The 18,273-nt window shown below is 52.0% G+C and carries 15 protein-coding genes; 14 read left to right on the plus strand and 1 reads right to left on the minus strand.

Annotation, left to right across the window (positions count from 1 at the left end; translation table 11 throughout):
- Position 1: 1 nt before the first annotated feature.
- The 7 genes from hisC to PspS35_RS08480 all read left to right on the plus strand — a co-directional run bounded on the left by hisC (position 2) and on the right by PspS35_RS08480 (position 6,982).
- Positions 2-1,114 carry a histidinol-phosphate transaminase gene (gene hisC, locus PspS35_RS08450; protein ID WP_159933543.1) on the plus strand — a complete coding sequence of 371 codons (1,113 nt, stop codon included), beginning with the start codon at positions 2-4 and terminating at the stop codon, positions 1,112-1,114.
- 28 nt (positions 1,115-1,142) lie between these two features.
- On the plus strand, positions 1,143-3,353 hold the full coding sequence (locus PspS35_RS08455) for a bifunctional prephenate dehydrogenase/3-phosphoshikimate 1-carboxyvinyltransferase (RefSeq protein ID WP_159938007.1): 2,211 nt from the start codon (positions 1,143-1,145) through the stop codon (positions 3,351-3,353).
- The gene (cmk, locus tag PspS35_RS08460) at positions 3,350-4,039 is read left to right on the plus strand and encodes a (d)CMP kinase (protein ID WP_003172653.1); all 690 of its coding nucleotides are present in this window, start codon (positions 3,350-3,352) and stop codon (positions 4,037-4,039) included. Before PspS35_RS08455 ends, cmk begins: the two co-directional genes overlap by 4 nt.
- A gap of 120 nt (positions 4,040-4,159) precedes the next feature.
- Entirely contained in the window at positions 4,160-5,845 is a 1,686-nt protein-coding gene (gene rpsA / locus PspS35_RS08465; RefSeq protein WP_016975322.1) for a 30S ribosomal protein S1, read from the plus strand.
- A 158-nt stretch (positions 5,846-6,003) separates the two neighbouring features.
- The gene (locus PspS35_RS30215; protein ID WP_159933544.1) at positions 6,004-6,288 is read left to right on the plus strand and encodes a hypothetical protein; all 285 of its coding nucleotides are present in this window, start codon (positions 6,004-6,006) and stop codon (positions 6,286-6,288) included.
- Between the two features lie 131 nt (positions 6,289-6,419).
- Positions 6,420-6,716 (plus strand): integration host factor subunit beta, encoded by a 297-nt coding sequence (gene ihfB, locus PspS35_RS08475; RefSeq protein WP_003218804.1) that lies wholly within the window; start codon positions 6,420-6,422, stop codon positions 6,714-6,716.
- Positions 6,717-6,739: 23 nt separating this feature from the next.
- Positions 6,740-6,982 (plus strand): lipopolysaccharide assembly protein LapA domain-containing protein, encoded by a 243-nt coding sequence (locus PspS35_RS08480; protein WP_159933545.1) that lies wholly within the window; start codon positions 6,740-6,742, stop codon positions 6,980-6,982.
- A 158-nt stretch (positions 6,983-7,140) separates the two neighbouring features.
- Here PspS35_RS08480 and PspS35_RS08485 read toward each other — a convergent pair whose 3' ends face one another.
- The gene (locus tag PspS35_RS08485) at positions 7,141-9,219 is read right to left on the minus strand and encodes an acyltransferase family protein (protein ID WP_159933546.1); all 2,079 of its coding nucleotides are present in this window, start codon (positions 9,217-9,219) and stop codon (positions 7,141-7,143) included.
- 671 nt (positions 9,220-9,890) lie between these two features.
- On the opposite strand from PspS35_RS08485, the gene PspS35_RS08490 reads away from it, so the two are divergent.
- The 7 genes from PspS35_RS08490 (at position 9,891) to PspS35_RS08520 (ending at position 18,272) form a co-directional block, all read left to right on the plus strand.
- Positions 9,891-11,216 (plus strand): hypothetical protein, encoded by a 1,326-nt coding sequence (locus PspS35_RS08490; protein WP_159933547.1) that lies wholly within the window; start codon positions 9,891-9,893, stop codon positions 11,214-11,216.
- 106 nt (positions 11,217-11,322) lie between these two features.
- Positions 11,323-12,138: a glycosyltransferase gene (locus PspS35_RS08495; RefSeq protein ID WP_159933548.1), complete on the plus strand. Its 816-nt coding sequence runs from the start codon at positions 11,323-11,325 to the stop codon at positions 12,136-12,138.
- Between the two features lie 45 nt (positions 12,139-12,183).
- The gene (locus PspS35_RS08500) at positions 12,184-13,407 is read left to right on the plus strand and encodes a hypothetical protein (protein ID WP_159933549.1); all 1,224 of its coding nucleotides are present in this window, start codon (positions 12,184-12,186) and stop codon (positions 13,405-13,407) included.
- Positions 13,394-14,449, plus strand: coding sequence for a glycosyltransferase family 4 protein (locus PspS35_RS08505; protein WP_159933550.1), 1,056 nt, complete (start codon positions 13,394-13,396; stop codon positions 14,447-14,449). Before PspS35_RS08500 ends, PspS35_RS08505 begins: the two co-directional genes overlap by 14 nt.
- Positions 14,450-14,477: 28 nt before the next feature.
- Entirely contained in the window at positions 14,478-15,596 is a 1,119-nt protein-coding gene (gene gmd / locus PspS35_RS08510; RefSeq protein WP_122557617.1) for a GDP-mannose 4,6-dehydratase, read from the plus strand.
- Between the two features lie 3 nt (positions 15,597-15,599).
- The gene (locus tag PspS35_RS08515) at positions 15,600-16,574 is read left to right on the plus strand and encodes a GDP-L-fucose synthase (protein WP_159933552.1); all 975 of its coding nucleotides are present in this window, start codon (positions 15,600-15,602) and stop codon (positions 16,572-16,574) included.
- Positions 16,575-16,856: 282 nt separating this feature from the next.
- Positions 16,857-18,272: a mannose-1-phosphate guanylyltransferase/mannose-6-phosphate isomerase gene (locus tag PspS35_RS08520; protein WP_159933554.1), complete on the plus strand. Its 1,416-nt coding sequence runs from the start codon at positions 16,857-16,859 to the stop codon at positions 18,270-18,272.
- The last annotated feature ends 1 nt before the right edge of the window (position 18,273 follow it).

The following is an 18,273-nucleotide window of genomic DNA, read 5'->3' on the forward strand; positions in this document are numbered from 1 at the left end:
CATGAGTGGCAACTTCCTCGCCCTGGCTCAGCCGGGCGTGCAACAACTGTCGCCTTACGTCCCGGGCAAGCCTGTGGACGAACTGGCGCGTGAGTTGAACCTGGATCCGTCGAAGATCGTCAAGCTGGCGAGCAACGAGAACCCGCTGGGCCCGAGCCCCAAGGTGCTGGCGGCGATTCGTGAAGAGCTGGCCGAGCTGACCCGTTATCCGGATGGCAACGGTTTTGCCCTCAAGTCATTGCTGGCGCAAAAGTGCCGGGTCGAGCTGAACCAGGTGACCCTGGGTAACGGCTCCAATGACATTCTTGAGCTGGTCGGTCGTGCCTACCTGGCGCCGGGCCTGAATGCGGTGTTCAGTGAGCACGCGTTTGCGGTCTATCCGATTGTCACTCAGGCCGTTGGCGCTGATGCACGGGTGATTCCTGCGAAAGATTGGGGCCATGACCTGCCGGCGATGCTGGCGGCCATCGATGCCCAGACTCGCGTGGTGTTTATCGCCAACCCGAACAACCCGACCGGCACTTGGTTCGATGAGCAGGCGCTGAACGAATTCCTGCAGGACGTACCAGAGCACGTGCTGGTGGTGCTCGACGAGGCCTACATCGAATACGCCGAAGGCAGCGACTTGCCTGACGGCCTGGACTTCCTGGCGGCGTACCCGAACCTGCTGGTCTCGCGTACGTTCTCCAAGGCCTATGGCCTGGCGTCGCTGCGGGTTGGCTACGGCCTGTCCACGGCTGTGGTGGCCGATGTGCTAAACCGCGTGCGCCAACCGTTCAACGTCAACAGCCTCGCCTTGGCGGCCGCCTGTGCGGCGGTGAAGGATGCCGAGTACCTGGCAGAAGGTCGCCGTATCAACGAAAGCGGCATGCTGCAGTTGCAGGAAGGCTTCCGTGAGTTGGGCCTGGGCTGGATCCCGTCCAAGGGTAACTTCATTTGCGTCGACCTCGGCCAAGTGGCCGCGCCTGTATTCCAGGGGTTGTTGCGCGAAGGCGTGATCGTGCGTCCGGTGGCCAACTACGGCATGCCGAACCACCTGCGCATCACCATCGGTTTGCCGGCTGAAAACAGCCGCTTCCTGGAGGCGCTGGCCAAGGTTCTGGCTCGTGGGTGATGTCACTGCATTGCAACCTGCTGTGCCTATGATCGGTCGCCTGGTGGTGGTGGGCCTGGGCTTGATCGGTGGCTCCTTCGCTAAAGGCCTGCGCGAAAGCGGGCTGTGCGGTGAAGTGGTCGGCGTGGACCTCGACCCGCAATCACGCAAGCTGGCGGTTGAGCTGGGTGTGGTGGACCGTTGTGAAGCTGACCTGGCGCTCGCGTGCCAGGGCGCGGATGTGATCCAGCTCGCCGTGCCGATCCTGGCCATGGAGAAGTTGTTGGTGTTGCTGGCCGGCATGGATCTGGGCGACGCGATTCTCACGGATGTCGGCAGTGCCAAAGGCAATGTGGTGCGCGCCGCGCAACTGGCCTTTGGCGTTATGCCTGCGCGCTTTGTGCCGGGCCATCCGATTGCCGGGTCCGAGCAGAGCGGGGTGGAGGCGTCCAATGCACAGTTGTTCCGTCGGCATAAAGTGATCCTGACGCCGCTTGAGCAAACCGACCCGGCCGCGTTGGCCGTGGTGGATCGGCTCTGGCGTGAGTTGGGGGCGGATGTCGAACACATGCAGGTCGAGCGCCACGACGAAGTGCTGGCGGCGACCAGTCATTTGCCGCATTTGCTGGCATTCGGTCTGGTGGACTCCTTGGCCAAGCGCAACGAAAACCTGGAGATTTTCCGTTACGCCGCCGGTGGCTTTCGCGATTTCACGCGGATTGCCGGCAGCGACCCGGTGATGTGGCACGACATCTTCCTTGCCAATCGCGAGGCGGTGTTGCGCACCCTGGACACCTTCCGCAGTGACCTCGACGCCTTGCGCGATGCGGTCGACGCGGGCGATGGCCATCAATTACTCGGCGTGTTCACTCGTGCGCGAGTGGCCCGCGAGCATTTCAGCAAGATCCTGGCGCGCCGGGCCTATATGGAAACTGCTGTGAGCGCCGATGACCTGACGTTCATCGCCAGCCCCGGCGGCCGCTTGAGCGGGCGCATCCGGGTGCCGGGCGATAAGTCGATCTCCCATCGTTCGATCATGCTGGGTTCATTGGCCGAGGGCGTGACCGAGGTCGAAGGCTTCCTGGAGGGTGAAGATGCCCTGGCGACCTTGCAGGCATTCCGGGACATGGGCGTGGTCATTGAAGGCCCGCACCATGGACGCGTCATCATTCACGGTGTGGGCTTGCAGGGTTTGAAGGCGCCGCCGGGGCCGATTTACCTGGGGAACTCGGGCACGTCCATGCGGCTGTTGTCCGGGTTGCTGGCAGCGCAAAGCTTCGACAGTGTGCTGACCGGCGATGCGTCTCTGTCCAAGCGCCCGATGAACCGTGTGGCCAAGCCATTGCGGGAAATGGGTGCGGTGATTGAGACCGGTCCGCAAGGACGCCCGCCGCTGACCATTCGTGGTGGTCAATCGCTCAAAGGCATGAACTATACGCTGCCCATGGCCAGTGCCCAGGTCAAGTCCAGCCTCTTGCTGGCCGGGCTTTACGCCGCAGGCAGTACTGCGGTGACAGAGCCGGCGCCAACCCGCGACCACACCGAGCGCATGTTGCGCGGGTTTGGTTACCCGGTGGCGGTCGAGGGCGCTACCGCGTCGGTGGCGTCGGGCCATGTGCTGACGGCGACCCATATTGAAGTGCCAGGGGATATTTCCTCATCGGCGTTCTTTCTGGTGGCTGCCTCGATTGCCGAGGGCTCCGAGCTGTTGCTGGAACATGTCGGCATCAACCCGACCCGTACCGGGGTGATCGATATCCTGCGGCTGATGGGGGCTGATATCACCCTGGAAAACCAGCGCGAAGTGGGCGGCGAACCGGTCGCTGATCTACGTGTGCGTGCGGCTGTGCTGAAGGGTATCGAGATTCCTGAAGCGCTGGTGCCGCTGGCAATCGATGAGTTTCCGGTGCTGTTCGTGGCGGCAGCCTGCGCTGAGGGGCGCACGGTCTTGCGAGGCGCTGAAGAACTGCGCGTGAAGGAGTCCGATCGTATCCAAGTGATGGCCGACGGTCTGCTGGCGCTGGGCGTCAAGTGTGAACCGACGCCTGATGGGATTATCATTGATGGTGGCTTGATCGGTGGCGGTGATGTGCATGCCCAGGGCGATCACCGGATTGCAATGGCGTTCAGCGTAGCTTCCTTGAGGGCTACAGCGCCGATTCGTATCCATGACTGCGCCAATGTTGCTACGTCTTTTCCGAACTTTCTTACACTGTGTGCCCATGTCGGCATCCGTGTTGCCCAAGAGGCTCAATTGTGAATATCAAAGCACCGGTGATTACCATCGACGGGCCTAGCGGCTCGGGCAAAGGCACGATCGCCGGTATCCTGGCCAAGCGCCTGGGCTGGTGTCTGCTGGATTCCGGCGCGCTGTACCGCTTGCTGGCGTTTGCCGCACGCAATCATGGCGTTGACCTGACCAACGAAGAATCCCTGAAGCTGCTGGCGGCGCACCTGGACGTGCAGTTCGTCGGCGCGACGGAAGGTCATCCCCAGCGCATCATCCTGGAAGGCGATGATGTAACGGATGATCTGCGTAACGAACAAGTCGGCTCTTGGGCGTCCCAAGTTGCCGCGCTGCCTGCCGTGCGTGACGCATTGCTGCAGCGCCAGCGGGCTTTTCAGGAGCCGCCGGGCCTTGTAGCCGATGGTCGCGACATGGGCACGGTGGTGTTTCCCGAGGCACCGCTGAAGATTTTCCTGACCGCCAGCGCCGAGGAGCGGGCTCGTCGCCGCTACTTGCAGTTGAAGGGCAAAGTCGATGGTGTTAGTCTGTCGAGTCTGCTAGATGAGATCCGTGCACGCGATGAGCGTGATACCCAGCGCGCAGTAGCCCCGCTCAAACCGGCGGCTGATGCCATACAGCTGGATTCCACGGAGTTGTCCATCGAGCAGGTGCTGGAACGCATCTTGAGTGAAATCGCCATTCGCGATATCGCCGGGTGATCAAGAAGGCCGCAGGGGACCAGTCATAGTCCTGCGGTGGCTTCTTTTAACTGAAACTGACCCACACCGTCTGGGGTGTGGAGATGGGCGTATTCTTCGCCCTTATCAACAGGAATTAAAATGAGCGAAAGCTTTGCGGAACTCTTTGAAGAAAGCCTAAAAACCCTGAACCTTCAGGCAGGCTCCATCATCACCGGTGTTATCGTTGATATCGATTACCAAGCTCGCTGGGTAACCGTTCACGCTGGTCTGAAGTCTGAAGCTCTGATCCCGCTGGAACAGTTCTACAACGATGCTGGCGATCTGACAATCAATGTCGGTGACGAAGTTCACGTTGCTCTGGACTCGGTTGAAGACGGTTTCGGTGAAACCAAGCTGTCCCGTGAAAAAGCCAAGCGCGCTGAATGCTGGATTGTTCTCGAAGCAGCCTTCGCAGCTGAAGAAGTGGTCAAGGGCGTTATCAACGGTAAGGTTAAAGGCGGCTTCACTGTCGACGTTAACGGCATCCGTGCGTTCCTGCCAGGTTCTTTGGTCGACGTTCGTCCTGTGCGCGACACCACGCACCTGGAAGGCAAAGAACTCGAATTCAAGGTCATCAAACTCGACCAGAAACGCAACAACGTTGTCGTTTCCCGTCGTAGCGTCCTGGAAGCAGAGAACTCCGCCGAGCGTGAAGCTCTGCTGGAATCCCTGCAGGAAGGCCAACAAGTCAAAGGTATCGTCAAGAACCTCACCGATTACGGCGCATTCGTCGATCTGGGTGGCGTCGATGGCCTGCTGCACATTACCGACATGGCTTGGAAGCGTATCAAGCATCCTTCTGAAATCGTCAACGTTGGCGACGAGATCGATGTCAAGGTTCTGAAGTACGATCGTGAGCGTAACCGCGTTTCCCTGGGCTTGAAGCAGCTGGGCGAAGATCCATGGGTTGCTATCAAAGCTCGTTACCCAGAAAGCACTCGCGTTACCGCGCGTGTTACCAACCTGACCGACTACGGCTGCTTCGCTGAGCTGGAAGAAGGCGTGGAAGGCCTGGTACACGTTTCCGAAATGGACTGGACCAACAAAAACATCCACCCTTCGAAAGTCGTACAAGTCGGCGACGAAGTGGAAGTTATGGTTCTGGACATCGACGAAGAGCGTCGTCGTATCTCCTTGGGCATCAAGCAGTGCAAATCTAACCCATGGGAAGATTTCTCTGGCCAGTTCAACAAGGGCGATAAAATCTCCGGCACCATCAAGTCGATCACCGATTTCGGTATCTTCATTGGTCTGGACGGCGGCATCGACGGCCTGGTTCACCTGTCCGACATCTCCTGGAACGAAGTTGGCGAAGAAGCTGTTCGTCGTTTCAAGAAGGGCGACGAGCTGGACACCGTTATCCTGTCGGTTGACCCAGAGCGCGAGCGTATCTCCCTGGGTATCAAGCAACTGGAAAGCGATCCGTTCTCCGAGTACGTTCAAGAGAACGACAAAGGCGCCATCGTTAAAGGCACTGTGAAAGAAGTTGACGCCAAAGGCGCCATCATCGTTCTGGCCGACGATATCGAAGCGACTCTGAAAGCCTCCGAAATCAGCCGTGACCGCGTTGAAGACGCGCGCAACGTTCTGAAAGAAGGCCAGGAAGTAGAAGCCAAGATCATCAGCGTTGACCGCAAGAGCCGCGTAATCCAACTCTCCATCAAGTCGAAAGACGAAGTGGAAGAGAAAGAAGCCATCCAGAGCCTGAAATCGGCTCCGGAAGCTGCACAAGGCGAGACCACCATGGCCTCCCTGCTGCGCGAAGCAATGGCTAAGCAGAACTAAGTTCTGTAAAGCTGTTAAAAAGGGCGACTTCGGTCGCCCTTTTTTGTGCCTGAAATTCGTTGATTCAACAACTTAGAACCAAGGCTTACAGCCAGGTGTCAGAACTGACTATAGTCTTGATAGCGCTCAGTCATGTTGTTGCTTCAATAAGGATTTTAATGAATAGGCTTATCGTAGTATTCGTAGTGGTAATGCTTGCAGGCTGCTCCGTCACAAGCGCCAAAACCCACGCCAAGCGCGGCGTCAGCGGTATCCAGGTTGACTGTTCGGGCCTTGGTAATAGCTGGGACAAATGCGAGAAGCGTGCGGCCCGAGAATGCAAGATGCAAGGCTACAAGGTCATCACTCGATCCAGTGACGCCAAGGACGAAGAGGGTGACTACTTGTTTGGCTGGAACCCCGCCGGCGCGGTCACGCGGACTATGCTTGTGATCTGTAATTAAGTGCGCGCGTGTTGGTGGGGCGTGTTTATTCAGTCAGCAGATAAGTTGATACATAGGCTGTTCAAATTCTCCAAGTCATGCTAAAACCTTCGAAGCGCTTTTCCTAGCTACTTGAAAAAGAAGGGAAAAATATGACGAAGTCGGAGTTGATCGAACGAATTGTCACCCATCAAGGGCTGCTCTCATCCAAGGATGTAGAGCTGGCTATCAAGACCATGCTTGAGCAAATGTCCCAATGCCTGGCAACCGGAGACCGTATTGAGATCCGCGGGTTTGGGAGCTTTTCACTGCACTACCGTGCCCCGCGGGTTGGGCGCAATCCTAAGACCGGGCAGTCGGTGAGCCTGGATGGAAAGTTTGTACCTCACTTTAAGCCAGGTAAAGAGTTGCGGGATCGAGTGAACGAAGACGAGGAAGAGGGCGTCTGAGCGGTTTTTAGAGGGGAGGCGTTATGCTGAAGGCAAAGCGAGTTTTACTAATACTGATCGTTGTCGTCGTGGGCTTGGCTGTTTTGGCCTTCGTGCTGGAAAATCAGCAAGGTATTGCACTGTCGTTTCTGGGGCTAAATTCGGTTCAGTTACCAGTGTCGGTATTTGTGGTCTTGGCTCTGATTGTGGGCATGCTGGTAGGCCCGTTAATTGGGTTGCTGGTACGGCGTAATCATCGCCCTGATCGAGTGGATGTAGGGCGTTAGTGTGTTTTGATTTGCATCCAATATGGCGGGTTTATCAAGCCCTGGCTAGGTGGATGCAGGATCCGTTTAGATAGAGTCTTTTTGCGAGCGCAAAAAAAGGCATCGGTTTGCAACAAGCTGCTTTGCTCCCCCCTACTGAAGAGGAGGAAGCAAAAGACTCATAGCGCGCGTTTTGAGAGCAGCGTCTCTGATGAGAATGCCTCGATGAAGGGAATCAGTTTCTCTGCAATTCGGACGCTTGAATAAGCAGAAATATGATCTGTAAATCCGTATACCAATCTCCCGTCGGCCACCGATCCGCAAATATGCGTGGTGGTATCGCACAATATGTCGAGTGTGTCGAATACCCGTACTGAGCCAATATGCCGTCTCTCGATGGTGTAGAGCATATCTCTGTAAGTGGCCGACAACTCCACATGTTTTTCATAGCTGATGGAGCAGGGCATTTGCTTGGTGAGCCCGAATAACAGATCCAGTGTGGCCAGAGAGGTCTCCCTCGGTACACACTTTTTAGGGTCTGGCAGCGTTGGGTTATCAACCACTAAAACGACCTTCTTGCCTGCTTTTATTATCTCTGAAACCATGGTGTCGAGCCCTTCCAGTGCCGATTGTTTATTCGGGCTCGCCGGGAGTTTTTCGATTGAGTAGTCGTTATCCAGTTGGAAGAGAGCGCGCGTCGATGTGGCAATAGCAACAACCTCAAGTTTGGGATCGTTGATGATGGCCTTCAGCGTCAAATGTGCGAGGGTTTGGTATTGTTGATAAATGCCGGCATTACTAATAACGGGGACAGTCGGGCCACTGCGTCCGTTCCCCCCGATGACTTTCCAATACCCATTAGGGTTTTCATAGCTAAATATACCTGGCAATAAAGCAGCTGCCTTACTATCGCCAACTAGCGCAAATTTCGCATTTCCGCGTGAGTCCGTCGAGCAGAACGAAAACTCCTTTGTGTCTTCCGCGTTTAGTCCGCATCCCCGGTGTTCAAAGCTCTGGGCAATAGGCGTTGGTTTAATCAAAGGATTTTTTTCAACAATTGATCGAAATGCGAAGCCGTCTTTTTTATAGGTCACGTATCCTGCTGTGCCAAGCAGTGAGGCGACGATACAAAGGCTGGCCGTTTTCACCCATGTAGTAGAGCCAAAACGGATTGGTTTTTCCACTAGCCTGTAAGTCAGCCAGGAAAGCAGGAGGCTGATAATGATACAAACAGTGCCTGAAAGGATGGCTGGTGCTTCTGGCTGTAGAATTCTGGAGAAGGTTAGAACGGGCCAGTGCCAGAGATAAAGAGGGTAGCTGAGCACGCCGATAAATATCATCGGCTTGTTGGCTAGCAGGGTTCTATTTACCCAGCTGCTCGGTCCGGCCAATATGATTAGAACAGCGCCCAGTACTGAGACTAAGGCCCACCAGCCGGGGAATAAATATGTTTCTTTGAGAAAGATAAAGTTGAAAATGATTAACGAAATCCCAAGAAACGAAGATATGTTTTTCAGCGTATCCAGCTGTTGCTCGATAATAAGGGGTAAGCCGAAGTTAAGGGGGTTGTTTTTGCTGTGCTGTCGAACTACAAAATATGCCAGTATGGCGCCAGACAGTAGTTCCCATACTCGTGTTTGGGGCATGAAGAAGGTTTTTACGATGTTCTTATTTATGCCGGTTATATTGAGGCTGAAAGAAATTGCAGTCAAAATCACTACAATAATAAGCAAGTTGACTCTCATACGCCAGCCCAGCCACGCAATAAGTGGGAACAGTAAGTAAAACTGCTCTTCTATGGCGAGGGACCACAGATGCATCAGGGGTTTGGTTTCTGAGGAAACGTCAAAATACCCGGATTCGCTTCTCAGCAAAAAGTTTTCATAAAAGCCCATGCCAGCAAACACATGCTTGCCCAATAATCTAAACTCATCAGGAAATAATACCGTCCAGCCGAATAAGTAGGTAGACAGTACGACAATGGAGAGCGCCGGAAAGATTCTTTTTATCCGATGTGCATAAAATTCGGTAAAGCTGAAGGTGTTGGTCTGCAATCCTTTGAGTATTATGCTGAATATTAAATATCCAGAGATTACGAAGAATATATCAACTCCCGAAAAGCCACCGGAAAGCGAGCCTGGAAAAGCGTGATATATAACAACGGATAATATCGCAAGGGCTCTCAGGCCATCTATATCAGGTCTATACGTAGTGCTTTTTTTAAAGTTGTATTTTGAGTCTGGAGCCTTAGCCAGCATGGGATGCAGTCCGTTCCTGATGGTTCATTGGGTGAATGATAACTGATTATCACTGAAGGGTTATCAATCTGTATTTTTTTGCGGGGGTAGGCGGAATACGCTTGCTGGGTTGGGGATATGCTAACGGCAGTTGATGGGGCGGGTTCATCACATAGACGGGGCTACAACGCCTTGCGTTCTCTGTTTGGATTGGTCGCGGTGACCGGATAGAGTCACTGGGTCGTGGTATCATCATTTTGCTTTTTCGGCTGGGCCTGTGTTGCTTCTGTATGGGGCGTTTTACCTGAGGGCTGTTCTGGTGGCTGTTGCGCAAAAGCCTCTGCACGGCCTATAGCGGGCGCTCCATGTTGATCCTCGCGCTGTTGTTCTGTCCCTATCGTGTACAAGGTTCAAATAGCCGAAAACCGACGATGCAGGGGTGGTAAGCGAGGTGGCTATATGCTGGCATCTGCTAGTGGCTCGGAAAGTGTGCCAGCTATGTTGATTTCGCCAATACGCTCACGCTTTTTTTCGCCATTTATAGGTGCCTGGTGAATGTCAGGAGTAAAGGGGTGTTAGGCGGTCGGTTCACGAGAGGCACCTATTATGAGATATATCCATAAAATTGATGTGGTGTTCTAAGCAGCGAGTCGAGTGCTTTTAAGTCTGTATGCTGAAGAGAGAGTTGACGTATGAAGGTGGGTTTTATTGGGGCTGCGGCGGGTTACTTTGTAGAGTTTTGGAGGTCGCTCTTCTTTAAGGTATTTGCCATTTTGTGTTCGTTTTTGCTGCTCCCATTAATGCTTCGGTATTTGGGGGGAGAGGTGTTTGGTGTTTGGGTTGCCATTTTCAGCGTTGTCTCCTGGGTTGTTTTTTTTGATTTGGGTTTGGGCAGTGGGTTAAGAAATAAGCTGAGTGAAAGCCTGTCTCGCGGAGATGATGCAGAATCAGCTACTTTAGTGGCGACGGCTTATGTATCAATTGCATCAGTCAGTACGTTAGTGTTTTTGATTTTTCTAAGCATTAACTTTTTTGTAAATTGGCAGTCGGTTTTTAATACGCAGGCAATCTCAAGGGCTGAGCTTGAATGGTCGATGCTGGCAATGGTTTTTCTTTTTTTGGTCAATTTTACCCTGATGTTGGTTATTCAAGTTTTGCACGCAAGCCAAAAAACCTCATTGACGGTCGCCCATCAGTTCTTTGTTAACTTTATCGCGCTGGTCGCTATTTTTCTACTTAGCATGTTTGCGGCCCCATCGCTAATGATCGTGTGCGTGACGTACGGCGTTTCACAGGTCGTTACCACGCTATTTGTTTCTTATTTGTTCTATAAAAATAATCAAAAGGTAATGCCACGTTGGCGTTATTTTAATTCGACAAGGGTCAAAAGCATTGCTTCGCTGGGCGGACAGTTTTTTATTATTCAGTTGGCGGTGCTGGCTATATTTAGCTCGGATAAAATTATTATCGTTAAGTTATTCGGTCCACAGTCGCTGACGGAGTATGAACTTATCTTTAAGGTTTTTAGCTCGATATTGATAATTAATACGCTTTTTTTGTCTCCGTTATGGTCTGGTTATACCCGGGCCGCAGCTGTCAGCGACTATGCATGGATGCGTGGCGCGTTGATAAGATCACACATGGTTGCGCTGGCGCTGCTTGTGCCTGCTTTAATACTGTTTTTCTTTGGTGGGGAAATAATATTTTTGTGGTCCGGATATAGGATTTCGCCCGACTCCGGGTTATTGATGGGGATGCTTTGTTTGGTGGTGGTGCGCGTGTGGAGCGATATATATGCGTACTTTTTAAATGGTGTTGGTGTGTTAAAAATTCAGATGTGGATCGCCATTGTTCAAGCCTTGGTTAATATCCCTCTGTCGGTGGCAATGGGCTATAAGTTCGGGTTGGTTGGTGTAGTGTACGGTTCCATTGCGACCTTGCTGGTTTCTGTAGTGTTGTTGCCGATTACAGTCTTTATGTACATGAGGCGCGGGCGTCTGCTAACATCTGATGTGTAACGTATTTGTCAACAGGTAGTGGTGAGCGCGGATTTATCCGTCTACATAGGTGGCAATGGTTTCATGGGTTGAAATCGCATGCTGATTTAATTTTTGGTGGTTTGATATGATGGATGATAAATCTGTTGCCGGGGAGCTTCCTCTTGTTAGCATTGTCGTCGCTGTTTTTAATGGTGCGGCTACAATTGAGGCGTTGCTTCTGAGTGTCATCAATAATACCTATAAAAATATTGATATTATTGTGATGGATGGAGGCTCTACTGACGAAACTATTAATATTTTACGTCAATACGATCAATATATTAAGGTGTGGCGAAGCGAGCGCGATGACGGTATTTACGACGCGCTTAATAAAGGGTTGGCGCTTTGCGAAGCAGAAAGTTATGTACTTATTTTGGGGGCGGATGATCGCCTGTTGTCATTGGGTGATGTGGTTGATGCCATTCAGGTCAACCGGGCTGATTTGATAGTTGCCAATGTTCAGCAAAAAAATATCAATACCGGTGTTGTAAGTCTGTATGAGTGTTTCTTGCCAGGTTTCATTGGTAATTCAAATTTTCTGGATTTTCCGATGCACCATCAAGGCTTCATGTTTAAGAAGTCTGACTACTTCAAGCAGCAGTTTGATTTGCGTCTCGGGCTTCACTCTGATTATGAGTTCATGGCCAGTGCAGTAAGGGCGTGTGTTAACCCTGTTTACGTCAACACAGCGCTCGCAGAGTACTCAACCGGCGGAGCTTCAGATTATTTTTCAATGAAAAATATGAAATCATTGAGCGCCGTTGCCACGTCACTGGGGTTGAATCGTATGCGGGTGGCGTGCGCGTCGCCTGTCAAGTTTTTACGAATGATTTTGAAGGTGTTTGTCTCTCGGCGTGTAATTGATTTTTTGCGTAAGGTCCAAGCGGCTCGTCATGTCTGATGACTTCAACGTCTACTGCACGTTCAGTGCCTGTGTGGCCATATCATGGATTTCTTAGAAGACTTCAAGCTCTTAACCCCTGATTACTTTTACACGGCGTTGATTTTTCTGCTGGTTGTCACGGCAGGCGCATGCGGTATCAGGCGTTTTTTGGGGCCTATCGCATTAGCGAGCCTCTATTTTTACGGCGCAGTACTCCTCATGATGGGGGCGGGGAGTGAGCAGCTGGTTCAGGGAGTGATGCTGGTTTGTATTTTCCTGGTGTTTTTAATGTTGGGGAGCAGGTCTCCAGTTTTACGAGTGCCGCGCAGTAGTCTTTCGGTTGACAATAGAGCGACTTTCTATCGTAACCTGACTTGGGTGCTGGTCATCGTGTATGTGCTGTTTGTGCAGTTATTAATTAGCGATTTTTCTATGCTTTACAAAATTGATAAAATTAACTGGGTAGTTAATGCTGGTGCGTTACCTTATGTCTGGTCGCTTTTAAACGGCGCGCTTATCAGTGTTGCGTTCATGTTGTTAGTCGTGCGTCGTTATCTGTTGTTTTCTATTGTCGCGCTTGCATTGGCTTTTGGTGGGTATATCTTTGGAGAAAAAAGTGTATTTATCAATGTGGCAATTCTTATTGCAGTGGTTTTGTTTCAAGAGCCTTTAAAGTTAGGTCGATCGCTGGTCGCGGCAGTTACAGCTACGTTTTTTTTGGCTTTTACAATTGTTTATTCTTTTGGTGGGGCGGTGGCGGGCTGGTCGACTGCCGTACAGGCGTTTTCCGTCAGATTGATAGCAACCTTCGATGGCACAATGATTATTCTAAAGACCCATATGTATGAAGGTTATGAGCTGCCGCACTCCGTTATCTATTACGTATTTGACTTTTTCCTGAGCAAAATTTATGGGGTTTCTCCAGGCGTTGGGCAGATTCTGGCTGCTGCGGGCGTATATCAGTATCCTGAAAATGGTGGGCCCAATGATTCCCTGGTCAATTATTTTTTGCTGTCTGATATTTCTGGTAAGATTTCGGTATGCGTTTTTCTGGCGGCGTTTGCGTTTTTTCTCGGGTTTTTAGATCGTGTTGTCAAGGAGAAAAGGTTGAATGATTATGTCGCGGGCTGGCAGTTCATCTTGATACCTCTGTACCTTTTGATGCCGGCTTTCTTTCAAGCGACCGGGACCGCATTTATTTTGTTGGCTCGATATTATGTCCTTCTTTTGCCACTGGTACTGGTAGTTTATTTTATTAAGGGAATGGTTAGCCGTGTTAAACGATAAAAGAAAAAAGTTACTGTTTTTTGCCAAGGTGGCAGATAAGAAAATTCTTTCAGATGTTTCGTTTTACGAACAAGATATTCGTGCGTTGGAGGAAATGGGCTTCGAGGTCAAGGTCTCTAACGAGTTCAAGGATTTGTTTTTTTCGCAGTATGATGTTTTGTATGTCTGGTGGTGGACTTATTCTTTGCTGCCAATAGTGGTCAGCTTTTTTAAAGGTGCCAAGTGCGTAGTGGCAGGCGCATTTCATTATGCAACGCCTCTAATGTCTGGTACTGATTTTGTCAGGCGCTCTTGGTTGTATAAAAAGCTGATCGGCATTGCGCTGCGTACTGCTCATATGAACATCTTTGTATCTGGCTGTGAGTATGATGCGGTTGTCAATAATTTGAAGGTAAATAATCCAAGGTTGGTGTATCACGGCATAGACACTGATCTTTACAGTCCTCTTGTTCAGTCTGCACCTGTTGATGATAACTCGTCCGAGATGCCGGTTTTACTCTGCATCAGCTGGATGGAGAAAAATAATATAGAGCGCAAGTGTATTCGAGAGGTCGTCCAGGCTTTGGAAATACTTTATGAGCGCGGTGTTGAGGCGAAGTTGTTGTTGGTCGGGCGTCCAGGTCCCGGCTACGAAGAATTTAAAGCCTTTGTCTCGACTATGCGTTGTTCGGGAAATATTGAGTTTAAGGGGCATGTTACCGAGGAGGAAAAAATTAACCTTCTAAGGCGTGCAACGGTCTATGTGTCGCCCACCCTGTATGAGGGCTTTGGCATCGCTATTGCTGAGGCCCTGGCCGTCGGCTGCCCCGTGATAACCAGTAAGAATGGGGCTGTGCCCGAGGTCGTAGGCCGGTGTTCGCTATTTGTGGACCCCCTGAGCCCAGCCTCTATTGCGCAGGCAATTGAATATTTACTGCTAAACCCTGAAAATCGGCTCCGTCTCGGACGCCTAGGTCGCCGCAGGGTGGTGAACCGGTATTCTTACCGTAAGCATAGTCAGCGGTTAGCAGAGGCAGTGCTATCACTGCCCGGCATTGACTGAATTTATTTTGTATTGTTAGTGAGGTTTTATGAAAAAAGCACTTATCACCGGGATTACTGGTCAGGATGGCTCGTATCTTGCGGAATTTTTGCTTGAGAAAGGCTATGAAGTTCACGGTATCAAGCGCCGTGCTTCGTCTTTCAACACTCAGCGTGTGGACCATATCTACCAAGACCCCCACGTAGACAACCAGAACTTTGTGCTTCACTACGGCGACCTGACAGACTCCTCCAACCTCACCCGTATTATCCAAGAGGTTCAGCCCGACGAGGTCTATAACCTCGGTGCGCAGTCCCACGTGGCTGTCAGCTTCGAATCCCCTGAGTACACGGCGGATGTCGACGCTATGGGCACCTTGCGGATCCTGGAGGCTATTCGTCTGTTGGGGCTCGAGAAAAAGACCAAGTTTTATCAGGCTTCCACCTCTGAACTGTACGGCCTGGTGCAGGAAATTCCTCAGAAAGAAACTACGCCCTTTTACCCGCGCTCTCCGTATGCAGTCGCCAAGATGTATGCCTACTGGATCACGGTCAATTATCGTGAAGCCTATGGCATGTATGCCTGCAATGGGATTTTGTTCAATCACGAGTCTCCACGACGCGGTGAAACATTCGTTACCCGTAAAATCACTCGCGCGCTGGCGAATATTTCCCAAGGCCTGGAAAAATGCGTTTTCCTCGGCAATATGGATGCGCTGCGCGACTGGGGTCATGCCAAGGATTACGTTCGCATGCAGTGGATGATGCTGCAACAAGACGAACCTGAGGATTTTGTGATCGCCACCGGCGTACAGTATTCGGTCCGCGAATTCGTGCGTTGGTCTGCTGCTGAGCTCGGTATCACCCTGCGTTTTGAGGGCACAGGTGTCGATGAGGTTGCAGTCGTTGATTCGATCACAGGTGAACTTGCTCCCGCTCTCGTTCCTGGGGATGTAGTCGTCCGTGTAGACCCGCGATACTTCCGCCCTGCTGAGGTAGAAACGCTGCTCGGCGATCCGACGAAGGCGAAGACGAAGTTGGGCTGGACTCCTGAAATCACTGTGCAGGAAATGTGTGCAGAGATGGTTAGGGAAGACCTGAAGGTAGCGCAGCGTCATGCCTTGCTCAAACAGCATGGCCATGAGGTCCCTGTAGCTACGGAGAATTGATCAGTGGCTCGTGATGTGAACGAAACCGTGCTGGTTGTTGGCTATCGTGGAATGGCCGGGTCCGCTGTTGTGAGACGTCTGTCCGGGCTGGGCTATCAAAATGTGCTGACTATCGGCCGCGACGATGTTGATTTGCTCGATCAACACGCCGTGAGAGCATATTTCGCCGGTCATAAGATCGATCAGGTCTACCTGGCCGCGGCGAAAGTGGGCGGGATCCACGCCAACAACACATATCCCGCTGACTTCATCTACGACAACTTGATGATCCAGACCAACGTGATTGAAGCGGCCCACCGTGCAGGTGTACAGAAGCTGCTTTTTCTCGGGTCTTCATGCATCTATCCCAAACTTGCTGAACAGCCAATGACGGAGCAGGCACTTCTTACCGGCGGGCTTGAACCCACTAATGAGCCTTACGCGATTGCCAAGATTGCAGGTATCAAGTTGTGCGAAAGTTATAATCGCCAACACGGCCGTAATTATCGTAGTGTCATGCCGACCAATTTGTACGGCCCTCATGATAATTATCATCCGGATAATAGCCATGTCATTCCGGCATTACTGCGTCGTTTCCATGACGCAGTGGAGCAATCGCTGGAGGAAGTCGTAGTCTGGGGCAGCGGCAAGCCCATGCGTGAATTCTTGCATGTTGATGATATGGCGGCGGCCTGCGTCCATGTGATGGAGTTGGAGGACGACATTTATAGCTCACACACACAGCCTATGCTGTCTCACCTCAACGTGGGGACTGGCGTCGACTGCACCATTCGCGAGCTTGCGGAAACTGTGGCCAAGGTCACTGGCTTCCAGGGTGTCCTGACCTTTGATGCGTCCAAACCTGATGGTGCGCCACGCAAGCTGATGGACGTGTCTCGCCTGAAAGCCACCGGGTGGGAGGCGAGCATCAAGCTTGAGGACGGCTTACGGGACGCTTATCAGTGGTTCGTTGCAAACCGCCTTGAGGCGCGAAGCTGACGGGTTTGGAATAGCGGTGCCTTAGGCGCTGAGCCGCTTGCACAGCCCTGTTGGTCATTGACGTGATCGTTCACGCGAAAACGGCAGATCCACCAGGTGCCCAGCCTACCCTCAGGTGCACCCAGCCACGTCTTTAGATAAAGCGTGGTTGGAGGTGCTGGAAGTGCTTTGCGATGCGTATGATGTGGGCTTGGCCGGCGGGCTACGGCCATCGTCTGTTTGAACAAATACACCCGCGTGTTTCAACGCGCGCTGATCAAGTAAGATCAAAAGGATGATTGAATGTTTCTTCCGGTAATCATGGCGGGTGGCTCAGGCACACGTCTCTGGCCTTTATCTCGTCAGTTGAATCCCAAGCAGTTCCTGCCTTTGGTGGATTCAGACGTGACAATGCTTCAGGCGACTCTCAAACGTCTTGATGGGCTGGAACACGCCGTCCCTAAATTGATTTGCAACGAAAGCCATCGCTTTCTTGCTGCCGAACAGCTTCGGCAACTAGGCCTGGAAGAGGCCAATATTATTCTTGAACCTGTTGGTCGCAACACGGCTCCTGCGATTGCATTGGCAGCGTTGCAGGCACTGGCTCAGCAAAGCGATCCGATCATGCTCGTGCTGGCTGCCGACCACCTGATTCTGGACGTTGACGCGTTTCACCAAAGCATCGCCAAAGCCCTTGTCCTCGCAGAAGCCGGAAAACTGGTGACGTTCGCGATCACGCCTAAACACGCGGAGACGGGTTACGGTTACCTTCAGCGCGGCGCCGCGATAGGTGACGGGGGGTTCAAGGTAAGCCGCTTTGTCGAAAAGCCTGATCTGAAAACCGCCGAAAAGTACCTCTCTGAGGGGGACTACTTCTGGAACAGCGGCATGTTTATGTTTCGCGCCAGTCGTTATATTCAAGAACTCGAGCAGTTTCAGCCGAGCATTGTTTCCGTGTGCCGTGAAGCGTTGGCCAAAGGCCAGCAGGACATGCACTTCACTCGGGTGGAAAGCACGATCTTCGCGACCAGCCCTGACGATTCCATCGACTATGCCGTCATGGAGAAAACGCTGGACGCGGTGATGGTTCCCCTTGATGCAGGCTGGAGTGATATTGGTTCCTGGTCGGCTTTGTGGGAAGCGAGCGAAAGAGACGCGCAAGACAACCTATTCAAAGGCGATGTTCTGTCTGAAAACACCTCGGGCAGCTATGTCCATGCGACGCATCGTTTGGTTGCCACCTTGGGTGTAGAAGACTTGGTCATTATTGAGACCAAGGATGCTGTTCTCGTTGCCCACAAGGATCAGGTTCAAGACGTAAAGAAAATCGTGGACCAACTCAAAGGCTGCAACCGTCACGAGTACGCCAATCACCGTGAGGTGTATCGACCTTGGGGAATGTATGACTCCATCGACAGCGGCGAGCGTTATCAGGTCAAGCGAATCACGGTAAAACCCGGTGAGAAGCTCTCGGTCCAAATGCATCATCATCGCGCCGAGCACTGGATCGTCGTAAGTGGGACTGCACGGGTTACCAATGGTGAAAAAACCTACTTGGTGACTGAAAACCAGTCGACCTTTATACCCATCGGTCAAATTCACGCATTGGAAAACCCGGGGATGATTCCTCTTGAGTTGATTGAGGTTCAGTCCGGTTCTTATCTGGGCGAGGATGATATCGTTCGCTTCGAAGATATCTACGGCCGTGTGAAGGGTTGAT

This window comes from Pseudomonas sp. S35, assembly GCF_009866765.1.
In the GTDB taxonomy this organism is placed as follows: Bacteria; Pseudomonadota; Gammaproteobacteria; order Pseudomonadales; family Pseudomonadaceae; genus Aquipseudomonas.